The sequence below is a fragment of the Pseudomonas sichuanensis genome, assembly GCF_024749065.1.
GTDB lineage: Bacteria > Pseudomonadota > Gammaproteobacteria > Pseudomonadales > Pseudomonadaceae > Aquipseudomonas > Aquipseudomonas sichuanensis.
This window is the reverse complement of sequence record NZ_CP087185.1, coordinates 2845917-2868810: the sequence shown is the minus strand read 5'-3', so window position 1 is coordinate 2868810 and position 22894 is coordinate 2845917. Positions and strand designations below refer to the sequence as shown.

Genomic DNA, 22894 nt, shown 5'->3' with positions numbered 1-22894 from the left:
AGCAAATCATGAACACTCTGACAGCCAAACCCAAAACGGGTGGGACAGTCACGCCCGAAGAGTTCGTAAGCTTGCTGCCTACAGTGCGACCGGCATGATGATGCATTCTAAGTGCTCGGCCTATTCGACGAAACCATGCCCTGGGACTGGAACACCGACCATGAACCGTGCTTCGTCTTTCTGAAGGACGTGGAGTCCAGTATTGCCTTACGGTCAACCCCACTTACACCTACCCAGTGGATTACGGCTTCTCCCGCACATTCGCATAGGTTGATCGAAGGAAATACTATGCACCTCCACTAGCCGTGCATTAAGTACTGGCAATCATTTCCATTATCTCAACGCACAGGCCCCGACCATTGAGTGGCTTGCACTTTGCCGCGCCTAACTATTTAGAGTTACGGAAACTACTTAATTTGATGCTCATGTCAACTCTGCAATACCTGCGGCTATTCACCCGGCCTCATCAGAAAGTCCCCACAGCGCCAAACCCTAAAAACCTAATATCGTTTAACTGCAGCGACAAATTAATGGATGCGACATTAAATTTATCGCGCAAGCAGCGTGCAGAGCGCGCAGCAGAAATGTTTAATCAATCAAATACAATAGGCACCAATAAGCAATAAAAACCCTTGCCTGCGGCAGCTGACTATAGAAGCCGCGGCATCATAACTTTAACCCTACATTCACTTTTAAAGGCGTGACTTATTGCGTGCCGCATCAGCGCGGCAGTGATTGCTCACACCCTTCGCTTTACAGAAGAGAGAAAATGTCTGACCCCATCAATGAAACGTCCCAAACAGCTGAAGTGCCCCTCAACACGGGCGGCATCCACACACAGGCCAGCAACTTCCTCTCGGCCATGCAATCAGCGGTCGACCCGCGAACGGGCCAGTTCAACCTGGTCTTCAACATCGAACTGGGTATCGCCAATAACCTTGGCGGCCCTTCCCTGCCCTTCACCCTGGCGTTCAGCAGCCTAGGTTCGCATCGCAACCAGGGCTTTGGCCTGGGCTGGTCGCTGCTGTGCAGCGAACTGTCACTGGCACAAGGCGCCCAGGCTCTGCGCCTCGGCACGGGCGAACAGTACGCAGTGCAAGCCGTCGTGGACGGCGAGGTGACGTTCCGCGACTACAAGCTGCAATCACTGCGGGCAGTACGTACTGACGATGGCAGTTATCGGATCACTCACAAGGACGGCCGTATCGAGATCCTCAAGCGGGTCAATAACAGCGGCGCCTATGTGCTGCATGAACTGCGCAGCGATGCAGGCCGCCGGCTGCACCTGAAGTGGAGCTCGGTCAACGGTGTCAACCACCTCAGGGAGATCACCGACGACAACCAATGGGTACTGGCTCGGATCGATCGCAGCGGTACTTCACCTAAGTTGCTGCTTGCACCGGGAACTGCCGATGAAGCGGTATACGTCTTCGGTCAAGCGAACAACCGCCTGGCGAGCTTGCACCTGCCTGAAATCGCAGCGCCCTTTACCTTCAGCTATGAGGCTATAGATGTCGGCAACGGCCAGTCGCTGCTATTCCCCAAGAATGTCAGCGGCCCGCTCGGAGCCACCGACACGCTGTTCTGGAGCAAAACCGCTGCGAGCTCGCATCGCTTGCCCAACGGCGCGCCGATCGGTTTCCTGCCACGTGTGCTGCGCTGGGAGCATACCGACAGTGAGGCGGCAGGCACGTTGTCGTATAGCTACACCTGGAATGGTGTCTACAACTACCTCGGCTATGGCAGCCAGCTGGGCTTCCAATGGGAGTCGGGCCGCGACAACCTCTACAGGCTGCGTGAGCGCTACGAGTATTCCGTCACCGAAACCCTGACCAACTCGAGTGGCTCGATCCAGCAGACCGTACAGCGTCACTGGGACCGCCACCACCTGCAAACCCTCGAGCGCCGCCGCTCGGGCGACCATGAAACCCGTGTCGACACCAGCTACCACGTCGACTACGACAAATCCTGGGAAGAGCAGGCAGCGTTCTGCCAGTGCCCGCGCCAGGTGACCACCACCTTCATCGAGTGGCAGGGCGATACCGTCAAACGTGAACGCAGCGAGATCGCCACTTCCACCTTCGACCGCTATGGCAACCCGCTCGAGTCGGTCCAGGCCAATGGCGTGATCGAGTTCAACGAGTACTACCCGATCGAAGGCGAGCGCGGCAGCGCGCCTGAAGATGCCCTGGGCATGGTGCGCCGCGTGAAACTGCGCAGGGTTACCCCACCCATATCGGCGCGCGGCGCTGCGCCGGTCATGGTCACCCGCTACACCTATGCTGCGTTGCCTTCGTTGATACCAGGCGACCCTGCTTTGCAACTGGTCGAGCGCGAGCAACTGGAAGACGAAACTGCCGGGACCGTGATCGAAAGCACCTGCAACACCTACATCGATACGGTTGGCCAGCACTACGCCCGCTTGGCCAGCGCCACCAAGACCGTGGCGGGGCAGCCGATCACCACTCGCCATAGCTACAGCATCGAGCCCGTGAATGGCGTGGCGACGCTGCTGACCACCACGGTTATCGAAGGTGACGAGACGGATCAAACCCAGCACATGCGCACCAGCACCGCCCGTTCATTGACCAGCGGCCAGACCCTGCGCGAGACCAGTGCCGCTGGCGTGCATACCGACCACGCCTACGACAGGCTCGGACGTGTGGTACGCAGCATTATTGCCAGCGGCACCGAGTATGAAGTGACCCGCACCGCCAGCTACCACCTCAGCGACACTTTCGTCATGCAGCATGCCCCGCGCATGCCGGGTAGCAACGGCTGCGTCTCTCTCAAGGCCAGCGTCGGCCTTGAAGAACGCGACGCCACAGGCCAGCGCAAGCGCAGCTGGCTCGACGGCGCCGGCCGTACGGTACGGGTAGAGCTCGAAGACCTCGATCACGTGGCTGCACCTTTTCGCTGCATGAGCAGCATCGAGCATGACGCCCTGGGGCGAGAAGTTTCACGCAGCGATACAGACTGGGCAACCGACGGCCAACCGCTGTTCAGCCCGTCCAGTACCACCACCTACGACCATTGGGGCAATGTCGCGCAGGTAACTGCGGGCAATGGGGTGACCACGCATACCCTGCACGACCCGATCGCCCAGACCGAGCAACGGTGGCAATCCGCCCAGGGCAAGGCAGGCAGCCTGGAGGTCGTGCACAAGAACCTCAGCGGCAGCCCAGTGAAGACCGAGCTCTTTGACGACGGTGATGGCGACCCCGGCAAGCGGCGATTGGTGCGGACAACCTATCAACTTCGCGATGGGTTGGACCGTGTCATCGAACAGAGCGTCGTACCCGCCGTCGGCATGGGGAGCAGCACCCACACCACTTACGACGCTTTCTCTCGTGTCGTCGAGCGCCTCGAAGTCGGCGATTCACAGGCCCGCAAGACCCTATGGACCTACGCCCCGCACAGCAACAGCGAGCACCCTGCATCGGTGGCCTTGCAAACCGTGGAGAACCCATGATGAACAACTATGCACAACCCGTGACCGTAGGTCGCCAGCAGTTCGATGGCCTCGGCCGCCCTCTGAACATCGAATGCGGTGGCCGCACCACTGAATATCACTATGCCGCCGGCCAGCTGCCGCCCACCCACAACATCCTGGCTGATGGCAAGCGTGTGGATTTCCGTTATCTCAAAGCGTTGGAGAACCTGGTCGAACAGATTATCCCTGCGGGTGAAAGCGCCCATGGCTTCAGCTATGACCACAAGCTGGGTACCACCAACTCGGCCAGTGGCCCGCTTGGCGTACAGCAGATGACCTTCACCGCTGCCGGCAAGCCGCAGACCGACACCTGGACGGTCGATGGCCAGGAACATGTCACCACCTGGCGCTACAGCCTCGGCGGCCTGCAGCTTGGCTTCGAAGACGCCGCCGGTGTGGACCACCAGCGTGCGTTCGACAGCGCCGGCCGTCTGCAACGGATCATCGTCGGCAGCGTCACCAGCGAGATCGGCTACGACGCCTTCTCCCGCCCGCACACCTACACCACCCGTGACACGGTCAGCGGTACCCGCCTGACCCAGACCCTGACCTATGATGGCCTTGGCCGTGAGCATACCCGTACTTATGACGCCGTGGTCGAGGGCCAGTCCAGCCGCAAGGTACAGACGCTGACCTACACCGACCTCGACCAGCTCAAGAGCCGCCGCTGGGACGACGGCTCGGTACAGGGTGAGGAGCGCTTCACCTATGATCGCCACGGCCGCTTGAACACCTACGAGGCCGACCCCGCGGTGGCGCCGAAGGATCCCTTCGGTAACCTGGTGGTCAAGCAGGTGTTCCGCCTGGATGCACTGGATTGCTATATCGACGTGGTCTCGACCTTCGCCGACAACAGCAGCGATACCGCGACCTTCGAGTACGAAAACAGCAGCGACCCAACCCAGGTCACCCGCATTGCTCATACCCATGCCAGCTGGCCCAGGCAGATCGACCTGGCCTATGACGCTCGCGGCCGCCTCGAGCGTGACAGCCTGGGCCGCGTGCTGACCTGGGATGGGCAAGACCGCCTGCAGAGCGTCAGCTACCAGGGCCAGACCTGCACCTACGGTTATGACCCGGCTGGCAACTTGTGCGACCGCCGGATCGATGGCCAGCTTACGCGCAGTTTCCACAGCGCCAACCGCCTCACCCACGAACTGCGCGGTGAAGAACAATTGCGCTTGATCGGCGATGCTGGCCAGTTGTTCGCGGTCGACCGATTGGCCGCTGGGGTTCACCGGGCCACTCTGCTCGGCTGCGATGCCCAGGGCAGTGTGCGGCTGGAGGCTGATGAGGAACTGCGCCAGTACCATTACACAGCCCACGGGGCCGATGCGGGCCCAGCGCAGAGCGCCGCCTGCACGTTTGGGTTTGCAGGCGAACGCCGTGAGCCGCTGACGGGCTGGTATATCGCGGCAGGTTACCGGCCCTATGACCCAGTGCTGATGATTTTCCTCGCTCCCGATAGCGCCAGCCCCTTCGGGCGCGGCGGGCTCAACCCCTACGGCTATTGCGCGGGTGACCCGGTCAATCGCTTCGACCCGGATGGGCACAGTTGGTTTAAATGGCTTGCCCTAGGGTTTGCAGTGGTCGCCGTGGCCATAGCACTTGCTCCCCTTGCGCCGGCAATCACTGCCGCTTTCGCCGCTGGTGCGGCGGCCACTGCGGCAGGTTTTGGCGTAGGCGGGACAGTTGCCGCTGCTGCTGTGGCCTTCGGCGTCACCGTGAAAATGACGGTAGGCATAATGGGAGCGATTTCTGCAGGAGCCAGTTTCATTAAATTAGGCACCCAGATAGCCGGCCTAGCAATTACGGCCAAGAATCCCGACTCAAAGGCCGCAAAAATCCTTGGATATGTGGAATTTGGCGTAGGTCTTGTTGGAACTGGCACCTCCTTTGCTAGTGCGGCGCCTAAGGCTTACGAGGCTTTCAAATCGTTCAAAGGCGTATATCAAACTCTTCACAACGCCGAGACCTGGCTCAAACCCTTGGGTGCCCCCGCTTCAGCTGTGACATCGACATTAACTACTGTGGAAAAGTGGGTAGCTTCACCTGCCAAGGAACCAGCCCAAGAAGATCCTGTCCAGACGGCACAACAAGGCCCTGTGGCTGCTACCAATAGCCAGTCCAGGCAGATCGGTCCTCGTGAGGAACAAGCGGCCCAAGCCAATCGGGCCTCACTGCCAGCCTCGCAGCGAGCCGAGACCGGGCCGTCGCAACGAATAACCGAGATCATCAGCCGATCTGGGGCTCCGTCCCTGTTCGAAAGACGCCGAAATGCTGGTGCTGGAGACAATCCACCGGTTAGCCGGCAGTTCCGCTGACCCAACGCGCCACGGCTTGATGTTGAGAGGCGTCAAGGCGTAGCGCTGCGGTTGAGTAGTGTTCAAAACGCAGTGCCAGGTCCCCTGGCACTGCTAGGCCTCACTCACGAGCGGCCGCCCTTGCGGCCCGACTCGCTACTCTGGCGGTTATCTCCACCGGTGCTTTGCCCTCCTTTACGCCCGGCTTCGCTAGCCTTATCGCGGTCATTGGCGAAGTTCCCTGGGTTCTTGCTACCGCCCTGGTGGCCCATCTTGTCGCTGTCCTTGCCCATCCGGTCATTGTCTTTGTTAGCCATGATCATCAACCTCGTTTGGCTTGGGGATGCACGGTTGCGTGCCGTACATGGTGTGGGAGTACGGCAATAACGGCGGATTCGGTTTATTGCGGATTCATCGGACCGGTGGCGCTAAACAAGCGACGGCGGTGTATTTGGTGCACAAGCAGTTTCAGCCAATCGCGGGGCAAGCCCGCTCCCACAAAACTTTTCGTGCAGAGCCTAGAGCGAGGGAACGCGTGCCTCGCGACACATCTGTTGACCCCTCCCATGAATATGCTTAACCTTTGCACAACCTACCGGTCGGTAGGTTTATTTTTGTCCAATGGATTTCGCTGTCATGCCCACCCACTCAAACCTGCGCTTCGCCGCCTCCCTCGCCCTGATCGGCGCCCTCGGCCCTTCGGCCATCGACATGTACCTGGCCAGCCTCCCGGAGATGGCTCGCGACTTCGCCACCGGCTATCCCCAGGTGCAACTGACCCTGACCGTGTTCCTGTTGGCCATGGGCGCCGGCCAGCTGCTGTTCGGCCCGCTGGTGGATGCGCTGGGCCGGCGCCGGCCGTTGCTGGTGGGGTTGCTGGTGTTCACGGTCACCTCGCTGGCTGCGGCGGCGGCCAACTCACTGGAGGCGCTGCTGCTGGCACGACTGATCCAGGGCCTGGCCAGCGCGCTGACCCTGGTGGTGATCATGAGCATGGTGCGCGACGTCGCCGAGGGTGCACGGGCGGCACAGATCTTCGCCCTGCTGATGACCATCGAAGGCCTGGCACCGATCCTCGCCCCGGCGCTGGGCGGCGTGGTGGATGCCGCCTGGGGCTGGCGGGCGATCATGCTGGTGCTCGCTGGGCTCGGCCTGTTGACCCTGCTCAACTCGGCCCTTGTGCTGGGTGAAACCTTGCCCGTGGCACAGCGTGTGCGCCTGGCGCCGCGTAGCGTGATGCGTACTTATGCGCGCATCGCTCGTGACGGTGCTTTCCTGCGCCCGGCACTGGCACTGTCGGCGGTGTTCTTTTTCCTGTTCGCCTACATCGCCGGCTCTGCCTACGTGTACCAGCAGCATTTCGGCCTCACCAGCACGCAGTTCGGCATGCTGTTCGGCGCCTGTGGCGTAGCCATTCTGCTGGGCGCTGCAGGGTCCGGCCTGTGGGTGAAGCGCCACGGCGTGGCCCGGGTGGCCTGGTGGGGCGCGCTGTGCATGGGTGCGGGTGCACTGCTGACGGTGGTGGGTGGCGGCTTGCCGGTGCTGCTGGGCGGCGTGGTGCTGGCGCTGTTCGGCCTGGGCATCTGCGAGGCCACGCTGATGGCCCTGGCGATGTCCTCGCAGCACCGCGATGTCGGCTCCACCGCCGCGCTGCTCGGTGCCCTGCAACTGGTGATCTCGTCCAGCGCCACACCCTTGGCCGGGCACCTGGCGACCCTCGGCCCGCAGGCCTGGGCCTGGCTGTTGGCCGCAGCCGCCGTGGTCATCCTGGGTTTGACCCGCACCGCCCTGGCAAAGACAATCAGCGCCTCGAACTGCAGCGTCAACCCGGAGTGACCGCCTTGAAAGCCCTGACCCCTTCCGCCGCGCGCATTTGCGACCACGCCGTCCTGCATTTTGCCGAACATGGCTACGACGGCTCGTCGCTGAACGAAATCGCGGCCCAGGCGGGCATGCGCAAAGCCTCGCTGTATGCGCATTTCGCCAACAAGGATGCGTTGTTCGTGTGTGCGTTCGAGCGTGCCCTGGCCGAGGAGACCGCCTATGTCGAAGCCGGGTTCGGCCATGAGGCCGCCGGCCGCGAGGCGCCGGGGCACTGGCATCCGCTGCACCTGGCCGAGAGGTATGCCGGCTCGGCCAATTTGCGCTTCGTGCTGCGCAGTGCGTTCCTGCCGCCGGCGCCGATACGCTCGATCGTGACCACCGGGTTCGAGGCATATCTGGAGCAGATTCGCCTGGGCTTCTGCCAGGCCCTGCGCGAGCGGCATGCCTGGGCGCGCAGCGATGGCAACAAGCTGGAGCTGTATGGGGATGCTTATCTGGGGATCATCGACAGCCTGCATGTAGAGCTGCTGTATGCGAACCCGGCGGTGTATGCGCGGCGGGCGGCGTCGTTGTTGAAGATTCTGGATGATTCGTTGGGGTTGGCGGGGTGAGGGGTGAGGGCCGCCAGGCGCCTGCCACAACCCTTGCAGCGCCTATGAGATCGAGCGCCGCCCGCGCGGCGCTTCGCGGGTAAACCCGCTCCCACAGTTTATTTCGGGCCAATTATTCCTGTGAAAGTACCGGCGCCTGCCTTGGTGCATGTCTTGAGCCATGTGGGGCGGCGGCAACGCACACGCTGAAACCGCGTCGTGCTAACAAGGCGGACCTGGTGATGGCACAGGAGAGACTGGCCCGAAACAGACTGTGGGAGCGGGTTTACCCGCGAAGCGCCGCGCGGGCGGCGCTCGATCTCATAAGCGCTGCAAGGGTTGTGGCGGGCACCTGGTGGCCCACATACAAACTCAAACCATGCCCCACCAACGCCCCCGCCACCTCAAGGCTCAATCTTCTTCAACTCATTGAGCAACCCCATCAATTGCTCCAGCTTGTCCGCCCCGAACTGGCGCTGGATCTCCTGGTAATTGCGCTCCATTTCCTCGCTCATCGCCAGGAACGCCTGCTGCCCGCGCACGGTCAGGCTGATGAAGATCCGCCGCTGATCCTCCGGCGACTTGCGCCGCCCCACCAGCCCATCACGCTCCAGGCGCTTGAGCACGCCGCTCATGCTCGGTTTGAGAATGCACGCCAGGTCCGCCAACTGGTGGCTCTCCAGCTCGCCCTGCTGGCGCAGGATGCGGATCACTCGCCATTGCTGTTCGGTCAGGTCATGGGCATTGAGGGCCGGGCGGAAGAACGCCATGGTCGCTTCACGGGCCTGCAGCAGGGTCAAGGTCAGGGAGGGTCTTGGGATGGTCATCGGGCTCGGCTGGTTTTATTAAGATATTAATGAAGTGAAATACATTTGCACCCGGCCTGTCCAGTCCCTGTGAAAAGTACCAGCGCTCCTGGCTAATGCCCATTCTCGCTGCAACCGGGTCATTGCACGATTGGCTTGACGCTCAAGGCATGGAGCAGGTCATTCGATGCACCTATCACCGCAACGCCATTTGCCGCTGGCGGTACTCCCCCGGCGTCATCTGCGCATGGCGCTGGAAGAACCGGCTGAAATACGCCGGGTCCTTGAAGCCCAACTGGTAGCAGATCTCGTTGGCCGAACCGCCCGTATACAGCAACAGGCGCCGCGCCTCCTGCATCAGGCGCTCGAACACCAGGCGCTTGGACGGCAGATCGGCGATGCGCCGGCACACGTCATTCAGGCGCGCTTCGGTCACGCCCAGCGCCGTGGCGTACGCCGGCAACGCCCAATGCTCCAGGTAATGGCGCTCGATCAGCTCGTTGAAGCGGTGAAACAGCTGCAAGTCCTCGTGCCGCGCCGGCATCGCCTCCAGCGAGTTGGCACACAGCCGCAGCAGGCTGATCATCACCAGCCGCGCCAGGTCCTGCAGGGCGGTGCCCTGCCCCGCCTGGCCCTGGCCGACCTCGCTGCCGAGCAGGTCGAACAACTGCTCCAGCCGATGCGCCTCTTCGCGCGCCTGCCCTTGCAAATGCCCCAGGGCAACGCACGCAGGTTGCAGGCGCGGCGCGCTGATCAGCCCGGGCTCGGCCTCCAGCAGTTGCCACACCAGCTGTTGGCGCACGGTCAGCACATGGCCATCGGCGTCGGCCTCGGTGACAAAGGCATGGGGGATGGTCGGCGGGGTGAGGAAGAACATCGGCCCGGCCTCGTGATAGCGCTGTTCATCGAGGTACACCCGCACGCTGCCGGTCTTCACGTAGTGCACCTGAAAGAAGCGGTCATGGCGGTGCACCGGCATGTTGCGACCGAAAAAGCCGGCCAGGTTACCGAGCCGGTCGTAGTGCACCTCGCTGTCGCTGTAGCGCTGGTCGTAGACCTGACCGATGTTGATGTTGGGGATCGGCTGTCGTTCTTTCATTGTTGTTCTCGTACCGGTGGAACAGGCCGGGCGATGCATCGTAGCACTGCCCGGCGAGCGGGGAATGCCTTGACGATTGTTAACATCTTAATTATAACGTTAACACATTAACAAAAACGCAAAGAAGCGTCCCCGGGCGCTTCGCCTTCCGCAGGAGAAAAGCATGAGCCGTGCCTTGCACGAGGTCGCCACCGGCAGCCTGTTCGGCGTCGCCCTGAACTACCAGGGCCTGCTGCAGCAGCACCTGGCGTCCTTCCATAAAGCGCCGTACCAGCAGCCGCCGGTCAAGCCGGTGCTGTTCATCAAGACCCCCAACACCCGTAATGGCCATGCCCAGGCAGTTACCTACCCTGCGGGAGTCGAACGCCTGCAGCCCGGCCCGGCGCTGGGCGTGGTAATCGGCAAGGATGCCAGCCGGGTAACCGTCGAGAACGCCCTCGAGCACGTGGCCGGCTACACCATCGTCAACGAGTTCAGCCTGCCCGAAGACAGCTATTACCGCCCCGCCGTCAAGGCCAAGTGCCGTGACGGCTTCTGCCCGCTGGGGCCGGAACTGGTACCGGCGGCGCAGGTGGGCAACCCCGACGCGCTGGGCATCCGCCTGTGGGTCAACGGCGAACTGCGCCAGCACAACAACACCGCCAACTGCGTGCGCAGCGTGGCCCGGCTGATCGCTGAAATCAGCGAGTTCATGACCCTGCATGCCGGCGACGTACTGATTACCGGCACCCCGGAAGGCCGCGTCGACGTGCTGCCCGGTGACCGCGTAAGCGTCGAGATCGACGGCCTCGGCCAGCTGACCAACCCCATCGTCGCCGAACAAGGACTCGCCCCATGAAGCACGCCCGTATCCAGTTCGACGACCAGGTCCACGCCGTCACGGTCGAAGACGACCACCTGCGCCTGGCCGATGGCCGCCTGGTGCATCAAGACCAGGTGACCTGGCTGCCACCGGCCACCGGCAGCATGTTCGCCCTGGGCCTGAACTACGCCGACCACGCCGCCGAGCTGGCCTTCACCCCGCCCACCGAGCCGCTGGCGTTCATCAAGTCGCCCGGCACCTACACCGGCCACGACCAGGTCACCTGGCGCCCGGACAACGTCAAGTACATGCACTACGAGTGCGAGCTGGTGGCGGTGATCGGCAAGCCGGCGCGCAACGTCAAGCGCGAGGACGCCCTCGCCTACCTGGCCGGCTATACGGTGTGCAACGACTACGCCATCCGCGACTACCTGGAGAACTACTACCGGCCCAACCTGCGGGTGAAGAACCGCGACGCCACCACCCCGGTCGGCCCGTGGATCGTCGATGCCAGCGATGTGCCAGACCCGTCGAACCTGAAGCTGCGCACCTGGATCAACGGCGAGCTGAAGCAGGAAGGCAGCACCGCCGACATGATCTTCGACATCCCCTACCTGATCGAATACTTCTCCAGCTTCATGACCCTGCAGCCCGGCGACATGATCGCCACCGGCACGCCGGAAGGCCTGGCCGACGTGGTGCCGGGCGATGAAGTGGTGGTGGAAGTGGAAGGCGTCGGCCGCCTGGTCAACCGTATCGTCAGCGAAGCCGAGTTCTTCGCCCGTAAAACCCAAGAGGCATGAACATGATCAAGCACTGGATCAACGGCCGCGAAGTCGAGAGCCGTGACACCTTCATCAACTACAACCCGGCCACCGGTGAAGCCATCGGCGAAGTTGCCAGCGGTGGCGCCGAGGAAGTCGCCCAGGCCGTGGCCGCGGCGAAAGAGGCCTTCCCGAAATGGGCCAACACCCCGACCAAGGAGCGCGCCCGGCTGATGCGCCGGCTCGGCGAGCTGATCGACCAGAACGTGCCGCAACTGGCCGAGCTGGAAACCCTCGACACCGGCCTGCCGATCCACCAGACCCGCAATGTGCTGATCCCCCGCGCCTCGCACAACTTCGACTTCTTCGCCGAAGTGTGCACGCGCATGGACGGCCACAGCTACCCGGTCGACGACCAGATGCTCAACTACACCCTGTACCAGCCGGTAGGCGTGTGCGGGCTGGTGTCGCCGTGGAATGTGCCGTTCATGACCGCCACCTGGAAGACAGCGCCATGCCTGGCGCTGGGCAACACGGCGGTGTTGAAGATGAGCGAGCTTTCGCCGCTGACCGCCAACGAGCTGGGCCGCCTGGCAGTCGAGGCCGGTATCCCCAACGGTGTGCTCAACGTGATCCAGGGCTACGGCGCCACCGCCGGCGATGCCCTGGTGCGCCACCCGGACGTGCGCGCCATCTCCTTCACCGGGGGCACCGCCACCGGCAAGAAGATCATGCAGACCGCGGGGCTTAAAAAGTACTCGATGGAACTGGGCGGCAAGTCGCCGGTGCTGATCTTTGAAGACGCCGACCTGGACCGTGCCCTGGACGCCGCGCTGTTCACCATCTTTTCGCTCAACGGCGAGCGCTGCACCGCCGGCAGCCGCATCTTCATCCAGGAGAGCGTGTATCCGCGCTTTGTCAGCGAGTTCGCTGCCCGTGCCCGGCGCCTGATCGTCGGCGACCCGACCGACCCGAAAACCCAGGTCGGCTCGATGATCACCCAGCAGCACTACGATAAGGTCAGCGGCTACATTCGCATCGGCATCGAGGAAGGTGCGCGCCTGGTGGCCGGTGGCCTGGAGCGCCCGGCGGGCCTGCCGACGCACCTGGCCAAGGGGCAGTTCATCCAGCCCACGGTGTTCGCCGATGTGAACAACCGCATGCGCATCGCCCAGGAGGAGATCTTCGGCCCGGTGGCGTGCCTGATCCCGTTCAAGGACGAGGCCGAGGCACTGCAGCTGGCCAACGACACCGAATACGGTCTGGCCTCGTATATCTGGACCCAGGACATCGGCAAGGCACATCGTCTGGCCCGGGGCATCGAGGCCGGTATGGTGTTCATCAACAGCCAGAACGTGCGCGACCTGCGTCAGCCGTTTGGTGGGGTGAAGGGTTCCGGGACTGGCCGCGAAGGGGGACAGTACAGCTTCGAGGTGTTTGCCGAGATCAAGAACGTGTGTATTTCCATGGGCAGCCACCACATTCCGCGCTGGGGGGTGTAACGCTTTAAAGCGCTGGGCTGCCTTGCAGCCCTTCGCGGGTAAACCCGCTCCCACAGGCACAGCGCTGGACCTGTGGGAGCGGGTTTACCCGCGAATCGAGGGCACAGCCCTCGCCATGGACACCTAGAACAACAACCTTCAGCAGGAGATTCCCATGGGCAAACTCGCTCTCGCCGCCAAGATCACCCACGTACCCTCGATGTACCTGTCTGAACTGCCCGGCCCGCGCCAAGGCTTTCGTCAGGCGGCCATCGACGGTCACCTGGAAATCGGCCGGCGCTGCCGGGCACTGGGCGTCGACACCCTGGTAGTGTTCGACACCCACTGGCTGGTCAACGCCAACTACCACATCAACTGCGCAGCGCACTTCGAAGGCCTGTACACCAGCAACGAGCTGCCGCACTTCATCGCCAACATGAACTACGGCTTCCCCGGCAACCCGGAACTCGGGCGCATCCTGGCCGAGGAATGCAACCGCCTGGGCGTGGAAACCATGGCCCACGACGCCACCACGCTCGCCCCGGAGTACGGCACCCTGGTGCCGATGCGCTACATGAACACCGACCAGCACTTCAAGGTGGTCTCGGTCTCGGCGCTGTGCACCTCGCATTACCTCAACGACAGCGCCCGTCTGGGCTGGGCGATGCGCAAGGCGGTCGAGGACCACTACGACGGCACCGTGGCCTTCCTCGCCAGCGGCTCGCTGTCCCACCGTTTCGCCCAGAACGGCCAGGCCCCGGACTTTGCCACCAAGGTGTGGAGCCCGTTCCTGGAAACCCTCGACCATCGCGTGGTGCAGATGTGGCAGGACGGCGACTGGGCCGACTTCTGCGCGATGCTGCCGGAGTACGCGGTCAAGGGCCACGGCGAAGGCTTCATGCACGACACCGCCATGCTGCTCGGCGCCCTGGGCTGGTCGAAGTACGACGGTAAAGCCGAAGTGGTCACGCCCTACTTCGGCTCGTCCGGCACCGGCCAGATCAACGCGATCTTCCCGGTCACCCCGCAGGATGGCAGCACCATCCCCGCCGCCCAGGCCTCCAACCCGGCCGCCGTCACCTCTACCAGCCGCCTGTAAGGAGCGCGCCATGCCCCATCTGGTCCTGCTCTACAGCCCGGACATTGAAGCCGACGCCGACATGCCCGGGCTGTGCCGCGCCCTGGCCGACTGCATGCTCGAACAACGCGACGAAAACGCCCGCCAGGTGTTCCCCACCGGCGGCACCCGGGTGCTGGCCTACCCCGCCGCCCACGCGGCGATCGCCGATGGCCAGGGTAGCTACGGCTTCGTCTACGCCAACCTGCGCATGGGCAGCGGGCGCAGCGCCACGGTGCACCAGCAGGTCGGCGACAACCTGCTGGCCGTGCTGCGCCACCACCTCGACCCGCTGCTGGCAAAACGCCCGGTCGGCGTGACCCTGCAGATCGACGAAAGCCAGGCCCAGGTGTACGACGCCAAGCACAGCAGCCTGCACCCCCTGTTCAACCGGAATTCCTGAGGTCTTCAATGCTCGACGCCCACATCATCCAGCAAGCCGCCGCCCGCCTCGACCAGGCTGAACGCAGCCGCGAACAGGTCGGTCAGTTTTCCCTGGAGCACCCCTCGATCAGCATCGAGGACGCCTACGCCATCCAGCGCGCCTGGGTCGCGCAAAAGATCGCCAGCGGTCGCAAGCTGGTCGGCCACAAGATCGGCCTGACCTCACGGGCCATGCAGGTCTCCTCGAACATCACCGAACCGGATTTCGGCGCGCTGCTCGATGACATGCTGTTCGACGAAGGCAGCGACATCCCCTTCGAGCGCTTCATCGTGCCGCGGGTCGAGGTGGAGCTGGCCTTCATCCTCGGCAAGCCGCTCAAGGGCCCCAACGTCAGCCTGTTCGATGTGCTCGACGCCACCGAGTGGGTGATCCCGGCACTGGAAATCATCGACGCACGGATCCAGCAGGTCGACCCGCACAGTGGCGCCACCCGCAAGGTGTTCGACACCATCTCCGACAACGCCGCCAATGCCGGCGTGGTCATGGGCGGGCGCGCCGTGCGGCCCGGCGACATCGACCTGCGCAAGGTGCCGGCGGTGCTCTATCGCAATGGCGTGATCGAGGAATCCGGGGTGTCTGCCGCCGTGCTCAACCATCCGGCCAAGGGCGTAGCCTGGCTGGCCAACAAACTGGCCGCCTATGACGTGGGCCTTGAGGCCGGGCAGATCATCCTTGGTGGCTCCTTCACCCGCCCGGTGGCTGCCCGCCCCGGCGACACCTTCCATGTCGACTACGACCAGCTCGGCTCGATTGCCTGCCGTTTCGTCTGAGGACCGCCCATGGACATGCCCATCAACACCTTCAAGCAACGCCTGCGCAGCGGCCAGGCGCAGATCGGCCTGTGGCTCGGCCTGGCCGACCCGTATTGCGCGGAACTGGCGGCCAACGCCGGTTTCGACTGGCTGCTGCTCGACGGCGAACACGCGCCCAACGACCTGCGCAGCCTGCTCGGCCAGTTGCAGGCCGTGGCGCCCTACCCCGGCCAGCCGGTGGTGCGGCCGGTGGTCGGCGATACCGCGCTGATCAAGCAGTTGCTCGATATCGGTGCCCAGACCTTGCTGGTGCCCATGGTCGAAAGCGCCGAGCAGGCTCGCCAGCTGGTGCGTGCGGTGCGCTACCCGCCGTACGGTGTGCGCGGTGTGGGCAGTGCGCTGGCCCGGGCTTCGCGCTGGAACAGCATCCCCGGTTACCTGGACCTGGCCGACGAGCAGGTGTGCCTGCTGGTGCAGATCGAGAACCGCGAGGGGTTGGCAAACCTGGACCAAATCTGCGCCGTTGATGGTGTGGATGGGGTGTTCATCGGGCCGGCGGACCTGAGCTCGGCCATGGGCCACCGGGGCAATCCGGGGCATCCCGAGGTGCAGGCGGCCATCGAAGACGCCATCGTGCGGATTGGCCGGGCCGGCAAGGCGGCGGGGATTCTCAGTGCCGACGAGACACTGGCGCGGCGCTATATCGAGCTGGGGGCCGCGTTTGTCGCTGTAGGGGTGGATACCACCGTGCTGATGCGCGGGTTGCAGCGGTTGGCAGGGGCATTCAAGGAAGGTGTGGTGAATACGACCTCCCAGGGCGGGGTTTACTGACGTTCGCAAGGGGTAGCCCAAAAGGGTTCGCCGATAGATGTTCTGCGCCTATCAGATCGAGCGCCGCCCGCGCGGCGCTCGATCTTGAGAGCGCTGCAACCCTTTCGGCATACACATTGCGGGCGACATACGGTCTCAAGCCCGCCACATCCCCCCGTCACACAGAATCAAATCCCTGGCACACTCAGGCAAGACACCTACCGCGCGTTAGGTGCCCAATAGCTGCCACAGCCAGCGCTTGTGCAAGCCCTGCTTCCTAACAATTCCAACTGTCCAGGCTGCGCCATGATCAACATCGAAACGCCCACCTATTACACCGCGACCAAAAAATACAACCTCAGCTTCCCCACCCTCGAAGCCGACATCGAAGCCGATGTGGTAGTGATCGGCGGCGGCTTCTCGGGCATCAACACGGCCCTGGAACTGGCCGAAAAAGGCATCACCAATGTCGTCGTGCTCGAAGCCCGCTACCTGGGCTTCGGCGGCACCGGGCGCAACGGCGGGCAGATCATGGCCGGCATCGGCCACGACCTGGAAAAGATCAAGAGCAGCGTCGGCGAACAGGGCCTGCGCGAGATCTTCGAGATCAGCGAGCTGGGCGCCGGCATCATCAAGGACCGCATCGCCCGCTACGCCATCGACGCCGACTTCTGCCACGGTTACGGCTACATGGGCTTCAACGCCCGCCAGGAAAAGACCCTGCGCGCCTGGGAGAAAGACTTCAAGGCGATCAACGGCAAGGACGAGATCCGCTTCCTGGGCGGCTCCGAGGTCAAGCAGATCATCGGCTCCGACGCCTACAGCAGCGCCCTGCTGCACATGGGCGGCGGCCACGTGCATTCGCTCAACCTGCTGCTCGGCGAAGCCCAGGCCCTGGTGGGCCATGGCGCACGGATCTTCGAGCACAGCCCGGCGCTGGAAGTGCACTACGGTGAGCGCATCACCGTGCGCACCGGCCGTGGCTCGGTCAAGGCCAGCAAACTGCTGTGGGCCTGCGACAGCTTCCTCAACAAGCTCGAACCCGAGCTGCACGCCCGCACCGTCAACACCTACGCCTTCCAGCTGATGACCGAACCGCTGTCGGATGAACTGATCCAGCGAATCAGCCCGATCCGCGGCGCCTACAGCGATATCCGCCCGGTGATCGACTACTACCGCGTCACTCGCGAGAACCGCCTGCTGTTCGGCGCCGCCACGCCTTTCGTGGAGCACATCCCGAAAGACCTCAAGGCGTGGAACCGCAACCTGATGCTGAAGATCTTCCCGTACCTCAAGGACGTGCGCATCGACCTCGCCTGGGGCGGCCCGATGGCCACCAGCGCCAACCTGTTCCCGCAGCTCGGCACCCTGAGCAACCGCCCCAACGCCTTCTACGTGCAGGGCTATTCGGGCTTTGGCGTCACCCCCAGCCACATCATTTGCAAGATCCTCGCCGAAGGCATGAGCGAAGGCTCCAGCCGCTACGACCTGATCAGCTCGGTCAAGCATGCGCGCATCCTCGGCAAGGACCACATTCGCCCACTGCTGCTGACCGCCGGCAAGACCGTGCATCAGCTGTCGGGCTTCTTCAACGGCCGCCGTTGAGCCTTTTTGAACTGACCAGGAGAACCACCATGACCCTTACCGCCGTCCGCCAGGGTGTGCAATTGTCCGAACTCGATGCCTGGGGCACCGTTGCCGACCTGGGCTCGACCATCCTCGAAGGCGAGGTCAAGTGCTACGGCAAGATGACCCACGGCGCGCCGACCGACCCGGTCAGCAGCGCTTACTTCGGTACCACCCAGGGCAAGTTCCGCATGGTCTACCCGTTCAGCGAACAGGCCGTGATCGTGACCGGGGAGATCCAGCTGACTGATGAATCCACCGGGCAGGTGACCCGTTACAAGGCAGGCGATGCCTGGTTCGTGACCAAGGGCACGCCGGTGTTGTGGGAAGTGTTGAGCGAGACCTTCGTCAAGCATTACCTCGCTGTCGCCTGATCCACCCTTGGGGCCGCCCTGCGGCCCAATCGCCGGCAAGCCGGCTCCCACAGGAATCGCATAACCCTGTGGGAGCCAGCTTGCCGGCGATGCTTTTAGCGCCCCGCCATCAGGGCCATCGCCCGAAAGTCCTTCGGCGACTGCTCGAACTGCTTCTTGAACGCCCGGCTGAAATGCGCCGAATCGGTGAACCCCCACTTGAACGCGATCGAGGTGATCGACTCGCGCTTGAGGAACGGGTTGGACAGGTCATCGGCACTACGCTTGAGCCGTGAACGCTGGATATAGCGGCAGACACTGTCGCCCTCCTCCTCGAACACCCGGTACAGATGCCGCACCGAGATGCTCAGGCGCTCGGCCAGGTTGGCCGGCGTCAGGCCGGGCTGGCCCAGCGACTCGTCGATGACCTTCTGCACATAACCGCGCAGGTTGCTGCCACTCACGCCGCCCAACGCGGCGGCATTGTGCTCGCCACGCTCGAAACCGGGCTCCAGCAGGGAAATGAATGCCGACTGCAGGGCATCGCCTTGCGCACCGCCTGCGTCTTCCTCTTCGCGGCACAGCTGGTCCATCAGCAAATGCAGCATGCGCCCGCAGGCGTTGGTCGAGGAGATCTTGCCGAAGGCGGCGCCTTGCCCGGTCACGTGCTTGCGCACCTGCTCGCGGGACAGCGACAGCGAGACATGCTCGATCAGCCCGAACGGCGTGATCTCGCACGGGCCGACCGAGTCCATCAACAGCAGATCGCCGGGTGACAACTGCAAGCTCACACCGCCCTGGGTGATCCGCGAATAGCCCATGCGCTGGCTGACCAGGAAACAGTGCTGGTCGTCGTCACGGTCGGGGTTGTCGCCGAAACGGCGGATATTGCCGGCATTGGTGCGCAGGTTGGCCAGGGCCAGGCCTGCACGATTGAAGGTGGCGATTTCGCCGATGAACAGCGCTCGGTTGAACGCAAGTTCGGTCTGGAAACGGCCGCACACCTGCTGCATGGCGGCGGTCCAACGGTCCAGGCCGTCGGCTTCGGGCTGGGTGCTGCAGTGGGAAACGGGCTGGGGCATGGCAACCTCCACACGCGGGCATTGTTGTTATGGGTCAATTGTTAACATGTTATCCATTGACGCACAACTGTCATCTGTTGGCCGGTGTAGAGAGCAGGTTTTATGCCAAGGGGGTCTGGGGTTGCGCATGGGTTGCGATAGGGGCGCGTAGCGCCCCCACTTTCAAAACTCGCGAAGGATATGCTGCAGCGCCTCGAAGGCCTGCCAGAGATACCCGCGCTGATCAGCGCTGAGCGGGATATAGCGGCGGAACGCGGGCACCCGGTTGACCACTTCACTGGCCCCCATATGCTCCAGGGTGACCTGCCACTGGCCACCCTCGCAGCCAATGCTAAGGCGCTTGAAGTCCAGCGGCATCAGTGCTGCCTGCAAGGCACTATCGCCGCCGATACGCGCCTGCATAAGGTCGAACAACGCCTTGTCACCACCCCGCTGCCGACAGGCCAGGCCAGTGCGGCGCAATGCCCCGCGGTGATGCATGTCCAGCTGCACCGTGCCCTGCCCCGAGGCAGGCAGGCGCAGGCGGAACTCGCACATCACCAGGTGCATCAGCAGGTGGCTTTCGGTGCGTTCGCGCACCTCGACCACCGGGCCATCCTGCCGGTAGGTAAAGGTGAGCGGAGCTGCCCCGGATTGCAACTCCGCCAAACCGAGGTTGCGCTGCAGCCGCGCCAGGGTCGCCCCCGGCCGGTAGCCGGCCGGGGCGCGGGGGCCAGTCAGGCGTTCAAGCCAGCTTGCCGACATGCTGCACTTGCTCGCTGTGGAAGTGGCCAGGTTCGGCGCCGAACTCTTTCTCCAGCACATCCTCGACCCGCGCCGGCTGGAACGGGTTGACCTTCTGCACGCAGAGGGTCCAGAACAACGCGTAGGCCGCCGTAGCGCCCAGCATCACGGCAAACGGCACATACACATCGGCGGGGTTCATGCCCGGCGGGGTGATGAACCACATGCCCAGCAAGATGCCGATGCTGGAGACAATCTGCGGCAGCGGGAACAGCGGCGAGCGATAGGCGCGCGGCAGGTCCGGGCGGCGAATGCGCAGGATCACCACCGACAGCGTCACCAGCAGGTAGGCCGTGCTCCAGGCGCACACCGCCGCCAGCACCAGGTGCAGGATGTTGTCGGTGTTGCCGCCCAGGTACCAGGCGTGCAGGCACGGGATCAGCGCCACCACCAGGATGCACAGCAGCGGCGTCTTGAAGCGCGGGTGCAGGTAGGTGAACACCTTGGGCAGCGCCCCATCCACGGCCATGCCGTAGAGAATCCGCGGCACCCCGGCCATCAGTGTGTTGATGGTGGCCGCGCCGGCGAACAAGAAGCCGATGCCCAGCCACACCGGGCCGATATCGCCCATCACCTGCTCGGCGAAGCGCGGGATGGCCATGGGGGTGTCCAGCAGGTGCACGCCGCTGGCGGCGTCGAGCAGCACGTTCTCCACCTGGCGCTTCATCGCTGCGCCGTAGATGAACATGCAACTGGCCACGCCGAACAGGCCCAGGGCCATGGCCTTGGGCATCACCCAGGCCGAACGGCGCAGCTCCGGGGCCAACGGCGTGACGAACTCGCAGCCGACGAACATGAACATGGCCATGCCCACCAGCGAGAGGATGGTCATCAGGTCGGTGCCGACCATCGATACGCCGAACGGCCCTTCCAACTGCACCGCCGGCGCCGCCAGCAGGCCGAGTACGCCGAACACCATCAGCGTGGTCCACATGCCGAAGGTCAGCACCACCTCGGCGCGGCCGAAGGCGCTCACGCCAAAGGCGTTGAGCACGCCGAACGCCAGGACGAAGCCCACCCCCAGCAGCCAGGAGCCGCCGGCGGATTCGGCAAGGGTGTTGAGGTGCTCGAAGTTCACCAGCGCCATCACCCCCGAGAGGATGGTCTCGGCGGTGCCGGCGAACACATGCACGATCAGGTAGGCCGACAAGGTGCCGGTGATGGCGAAGAAGCGGCCCAGGCCGCAGTTGATGTAGTCGTAAACGGAGCCGGTGGTCGGCAGGATCGCCGCCGCTTCGGCGAAGGTGGTCGACTGCGCGAGCATCATCACTGCGGCAATCACCATGGCCACGGCGAAGGCGCTGCCGCCGATGCCGAAGCCCATGGTGGCGGTGAGGATCACGGGGCTTGCCATGATCAGGCCGACGGTGCTGGCCAGCGCGGTGGGGAAGCCGACGCTGCCGCGGTTGAGGTGCTCGGTGAGCTTATTGTTGATTGTCATGGGGTGGGCCCTGGCTGGACGAGGGAAAGATGACGGCTTGCCGGGCGCGCCGCAAGTGCTGGCGATCCGGCGGTGCAAGGCTTGCGACCACATCGCCGGCAAGCCGGCTCCCACAGAGGTCATGCAAAACACCTGTGGGAGCTGGCTTGCCAGCGATGCAGGCAACACCATGTTGCTGTTCTAGCGCGATCACTTTGACTTTCCCCGCCACAGCGGTCTTGCCACTGCCTGCCGCCCTGCTTGTTGCTGGCTGCCAGTTCAGCCCTGCAACATCGCCTGGATCTGCTGGGTGGCCTGGCGAGTACTTTCGGCGAGTTTCTTCACCTCGTCGGCCACCACCGAGAAACCACGCCCCACCTCTCCGGCCCTGGCGGCCTCTATGGCCGCGTTCAGGGCCAGCAGGTTGGTCTGTTCGGCAATACTGCGGATCACCCCCACGGCGGTGGCGATCCGGGCATAGGTGGCCTCGTTGTGCGCCTGCAACTGCTGGTGGCTGGCCTGGGCATTGCGCTCGTCGCTGATATCGCGCACAGCGCCCAGCACGCGTACCAGCACCCCTTGCGGGTCACGCACCGCACGGCCGCGCTCGCGGCACCAGATGTAGCCACGCTGCTTGTGGCGCATGCGGTACTCGAACACGTATTCCCCGCTGGCATGCACGCCCAGGATCTCGCGCTCGAAGATGGCCATGATCTGCGCCAGGTCGTCAGGGTGGGTAATGCCGACCTGGGCATCCCAACCATCGGCCAGCTCCTTCGGGCCGTAACCCATCACCGCGCGAAAGGCATCGGACAGGCGCATGCGGCTGTGCGGATGGTGCACGTCGCCCTGGGCGACCTCGATATCCCAGGTGCCCTCGGTCAAGGTGGTTTGCAGCAGGCTCCAGAAATGCGCCTGGCGCTGGTGCCCTTCGCTGGCCTGCAGCTGTTGATCCAGTTGTTCACGCAGCAGCGCGCATTCGCCCTGCAACTGCTGTTGTGCCGCTTGCTGCTGCGCGTGCAGCCGTTGCTGGCTGGCCAGCGTTTCGCCCAACAACTGCAGCTCTTGTGCCTGCGCTTGCAGCTCCCGCGCCTGGCCTTGGCGCTGCTGCTCCAGCGTTTGCAGGGCCTGCAACAAGGGCGGGTGGCGGCGCACCTGCACCAGGCTTTCGGCAATCTCGCCACGGCCAAAGCGGGTCAGCGCCTCGGCCAGCGTGGCCACCCAACGTTCATTGCGAAACAGCATTCACGCCCCCTTGAACCATCGAACAAAAGCGCGAGTTCAACCCAAGTCGGCGGCCGCCGTCTTGCGCCGGCCTGCCGCTGGCTTGACCTTGGCTGCCAG

19 protein-coding genes and 2 pseudogenes are annotated in these 22894 nt (G+C 63.8%); 13 read left to right on the top strand and 8 right to left on the bottom strand.

What is annotated here, in order from left to right:
• Positions 1-769: 769 nt before the first annotated feature.
• Both LOY51_RS13040 and LOY51_RS13035 read left to right on the top strand, forming a co-directional pair.
• Complete coding sequence (locus LOY51_RS13040) at positions 770-3472, top strand: RHS repeat domain-containing protein (RefSeq protein ID WP_258646485.1); 2703 nt, start codon at positions 770-772, stop codon at positions 3470-3472.
• A complete protein-coding gene (locus tag LOY51_RS13035; RefSeq protein WP_258646483.1) occupies positions 3469-5817 on the top strand; it encodes an RHS repeat domain-containing protein in 2349 nt (782 codons plus the stop codon). The genes LOY51_RS13040 and LOY51_RS13035 overlap by 4 nt, the downstream gene beginning before the upstream one ends.
• A 104-nt stretch (positions 5818-5921) precedes the next feature.
• On the opposite strand, the gene LOY51_RS13030 is transcribed toward LOY51_RS13035, so the two are convergent.
• Positions 5922-6113 carry a con-10 family general stress protein gene (locus LOY51_RS13030; RefSeq protein ID WP_125464026.1) on the bottom strand — a complete coding sequence of 64 codons (192 nt, stop codon included), beginning with the start codon at positions 6111-6113 and terminating at the stop codon, positions 5922-5924.
• A 319-nt stretch (positions 6114-6432) separates the two neighbouring features.
• On the opposite strand from LOY51_RS13030, the gene LOY51_RS13025 reads away from it, so the two are divergent.
• Positions 6433-7632, top strand: coding sequence for a multidrug effflux MFS transporter (locus LOY51_RS13025; RefSeq protein WP_258646482.1), 1200 nt, complete (start codon positions 6433-6435; stop codon positions 7630-7632).
• 5 nt (positions 7633-7637) lie between these two features.
• Positions 7638-8231 carry a TetR/AcrR family transcriptional regulator gene (locus LOY51_RS13020; protein WP_190306061.1) on the top strand — a complete coding sequence of 198 codons (594 nt, stop codon included), beginning with the start codon at positions 7638-7640 and terminating at the stop codon, positions 8229-8231.
• A gap of 383 nt (positions 8232-8614) precedes the next feature.
• Here the strand turns inward: LOY51_RS13020 and hpaR are convergent, their stop codons facing one another.
• Both hpaR and hpaA read right to left on the bottom strand, forming a co-directional pair.
• The gene (hpaR, locus tag LOY51_RS13015; protein ID WP_125858566.1) at positions 8615-9037 is read right to left on the bottom strand and encodes a homoprotocatechuate degradation operon regulator HpaR; all 423 of its coding nucleotides are present in this window, start codon (positions 9035-9037) and stop codon (positions 8615-8617) included.
• Positions 9038-9212: 175 nt separating this feature from the next.
• Entirely contained in the window at positions 9213-10115 is a 903-nt protein-coding gene (gene hpaA, locus LOY51_RS13010; RefSeq protein WP_125858565.1) for a 4-hydroxyphenylacetate catabolism regulatory protein HpaA, read from the bottom strand.
• Between the two features lie 163 nt (positions 10116-10278).
• Between hpaA and LOY51_RS13005 the strand changes: the two genes are divergently transcribed.
• The 9 genes from LOY51_RS13005 (at position 10279) to LOY51_RS12965 (ending at position 18286) form a co-directional block, all read left to right on the top strand.
• Positions 10279-10953, top strand: a complete 675-nt coding sequence (locus LOY51_RS13005; protein WP_258646481.1) for a fumarylacetoacetate hydrolase family protein — start codon at positions 10279-10281, stop codon at positions 10951-10953.
• Positions 10950-11720, top strand: coding sequence for a fumarylacetoacetate hydrolase family protein (locus LOY51_RS13000; RefSeq protein WP_125858563.1), 771 nt, complete (start codon positions 10950-10952; stop codon positions 11718-11720). Before LOY51_RS13005 ends, LOY51_RS13000 begins: the two co-directional genes overlap by 4 nt.
• A 2-nt stretch (positions 11721-11722) precedes the next feature.
• Complete coding sequence (hpaE, locus tag LOY51_RS12995) at positions 11723-13183, top strand: 5-carboxymethyl-2-hydroxymuconate semialdehyde dehydrogenase (RefSeq protein ID WP_258646480.1); 1461 nt, start codon at positions 11723-11725, stop codon at positions 13181-13183.
• A 154-nt stretch (positions 13184-13337) separates the two neighbouring features.
• Positions 13338-14261: a 3,4-dihydroxyphenylacetate 2,3-dioxygenase gene (gene hpaD / locus LOY51_RS12990; RefSeq protein ID WP_125858562.1), complete on the top strand. Its 924-nt coding sequence runs from the start codon at positions 13338-13340 to the stop codon at positions 14259-14261.
• Between the two features lie 10 nt (positions 14262-14271).
• Entirely contained in the window at positions 14272-14682 is a 411-nt protein-coding gene (locus tag LOY51_RS12985; protein WP_125858561.1) for a 5-carboxymethyl-2-hydroxymuconate Delta-isomerase, read from the top strand.
• An 8-nt stretch (positions 14683-14690) separates the two neighbouring features.
• A complete protein-coding gene (gene hpaH / locus LOY51_RS12980) occupies positions 14691-15494 on the top strand; it encodes a 2-oxo-hept-4-ene-1,7-dioate hydratase (RefSeq protein ID WP_125858560.1) in 804 nt (267 codons plus the stop codon).
• A 9-nt stretch (positions 15495-15503) separates the two neighbouring features.
• Positions 15504-16307: a 4-hydroxy-2-oxoheptanedioate aldolase gene (gene hpaI, locus LOY51_RS12975; protein WP_125858559.1), complete on the top strand. Its 804-nt coding sequence runs from the start codon at positions 15504-15506 to the stop codon at positions 16305-16307.
• A gap of 285 nt (positions 16308-16592) precedes the next feature.
• A complete protein-coding gene (locus LOY51_RS12970; RefSeq protein ID WP_110993864.1) occupies positions 16593-17891 on the top strand; it encodes an NAD(P)/FAD-dependent oxidoreductase in 1299 nt (432 codons plus the stop codon).
• 29 nt (positions 17892-17920) lie between these two features.
• On the top strand, positions 17921-18286 hold the full coding sequence (locus tag LOY51_RS12965; RefSeq protein WP_011534256.1) for a cupin domain-containing protein: 366 nt from the start codon (positions 17921-17923) through the stop codon (positions 18284-18286).
• 95 nt (positions 18287-18381) lie between these two features.
• Here the strand turns inward: LOY51_RS12965 and feaR are convergent, their stop codons facing one another.
• From feaR to LOY51_RS12940, 5 genes and pseudogenes are all read right to left on the bottom strand, one after another.
• Positions 18382-19347 (bottom strand): transcriptional regulator FeaR, encoded by a 966-nt coding sequence (gene feaR, locus LOY51_RS12960; RefSeq protein WP_125858558.1) that lies wholly within the window; start codon positions 19345-19347, stop codon positions 18382-18384.
• Positions 19348-19509: 162 nt separating this feature from the next.
• Entirely contained in the window at positions 19510-20091 is a 582-nt protein-coding gene (locus LOY51_RS12955; RefSeq protein ID WP_125858557.1) for a DUF3156 family protein, read from the bottom strand.
• The gene (locus LOY51_RS12950; RefSeq protein WP_110993868.1) at positions 20072-21571 is read right to left on the bottom strand and encodes an APC family permease; all 1500 of its coding nucleotides are present in this window, start codon (positions 21569-21571) and stop codon (positions 20072-20074) included. The genes LOY51_RS12955 and LOY51_RS12950 overlap by 20 nt, the downstream gene beginning before the upstream one ends.
• 267 nt (positions 21572-21838) lie before the next feature.
• Positions 21839-22027, bottom strand: a pseudogene (locus tag LOY51_RS12945) (methyl-accepting chemotaxis protein); the annotation flags it as partial.
• 99 nt (positions 22028-22126) lie between these two features.
• Positions 22127-22342 (bottom strand): annotated as a pseudogene (locus LOY51_RS12940) (PAS domain-containing protein); the annotation flags it as partial.
• Positions 22343-22894: the final 552 nt, after the last annotated feature.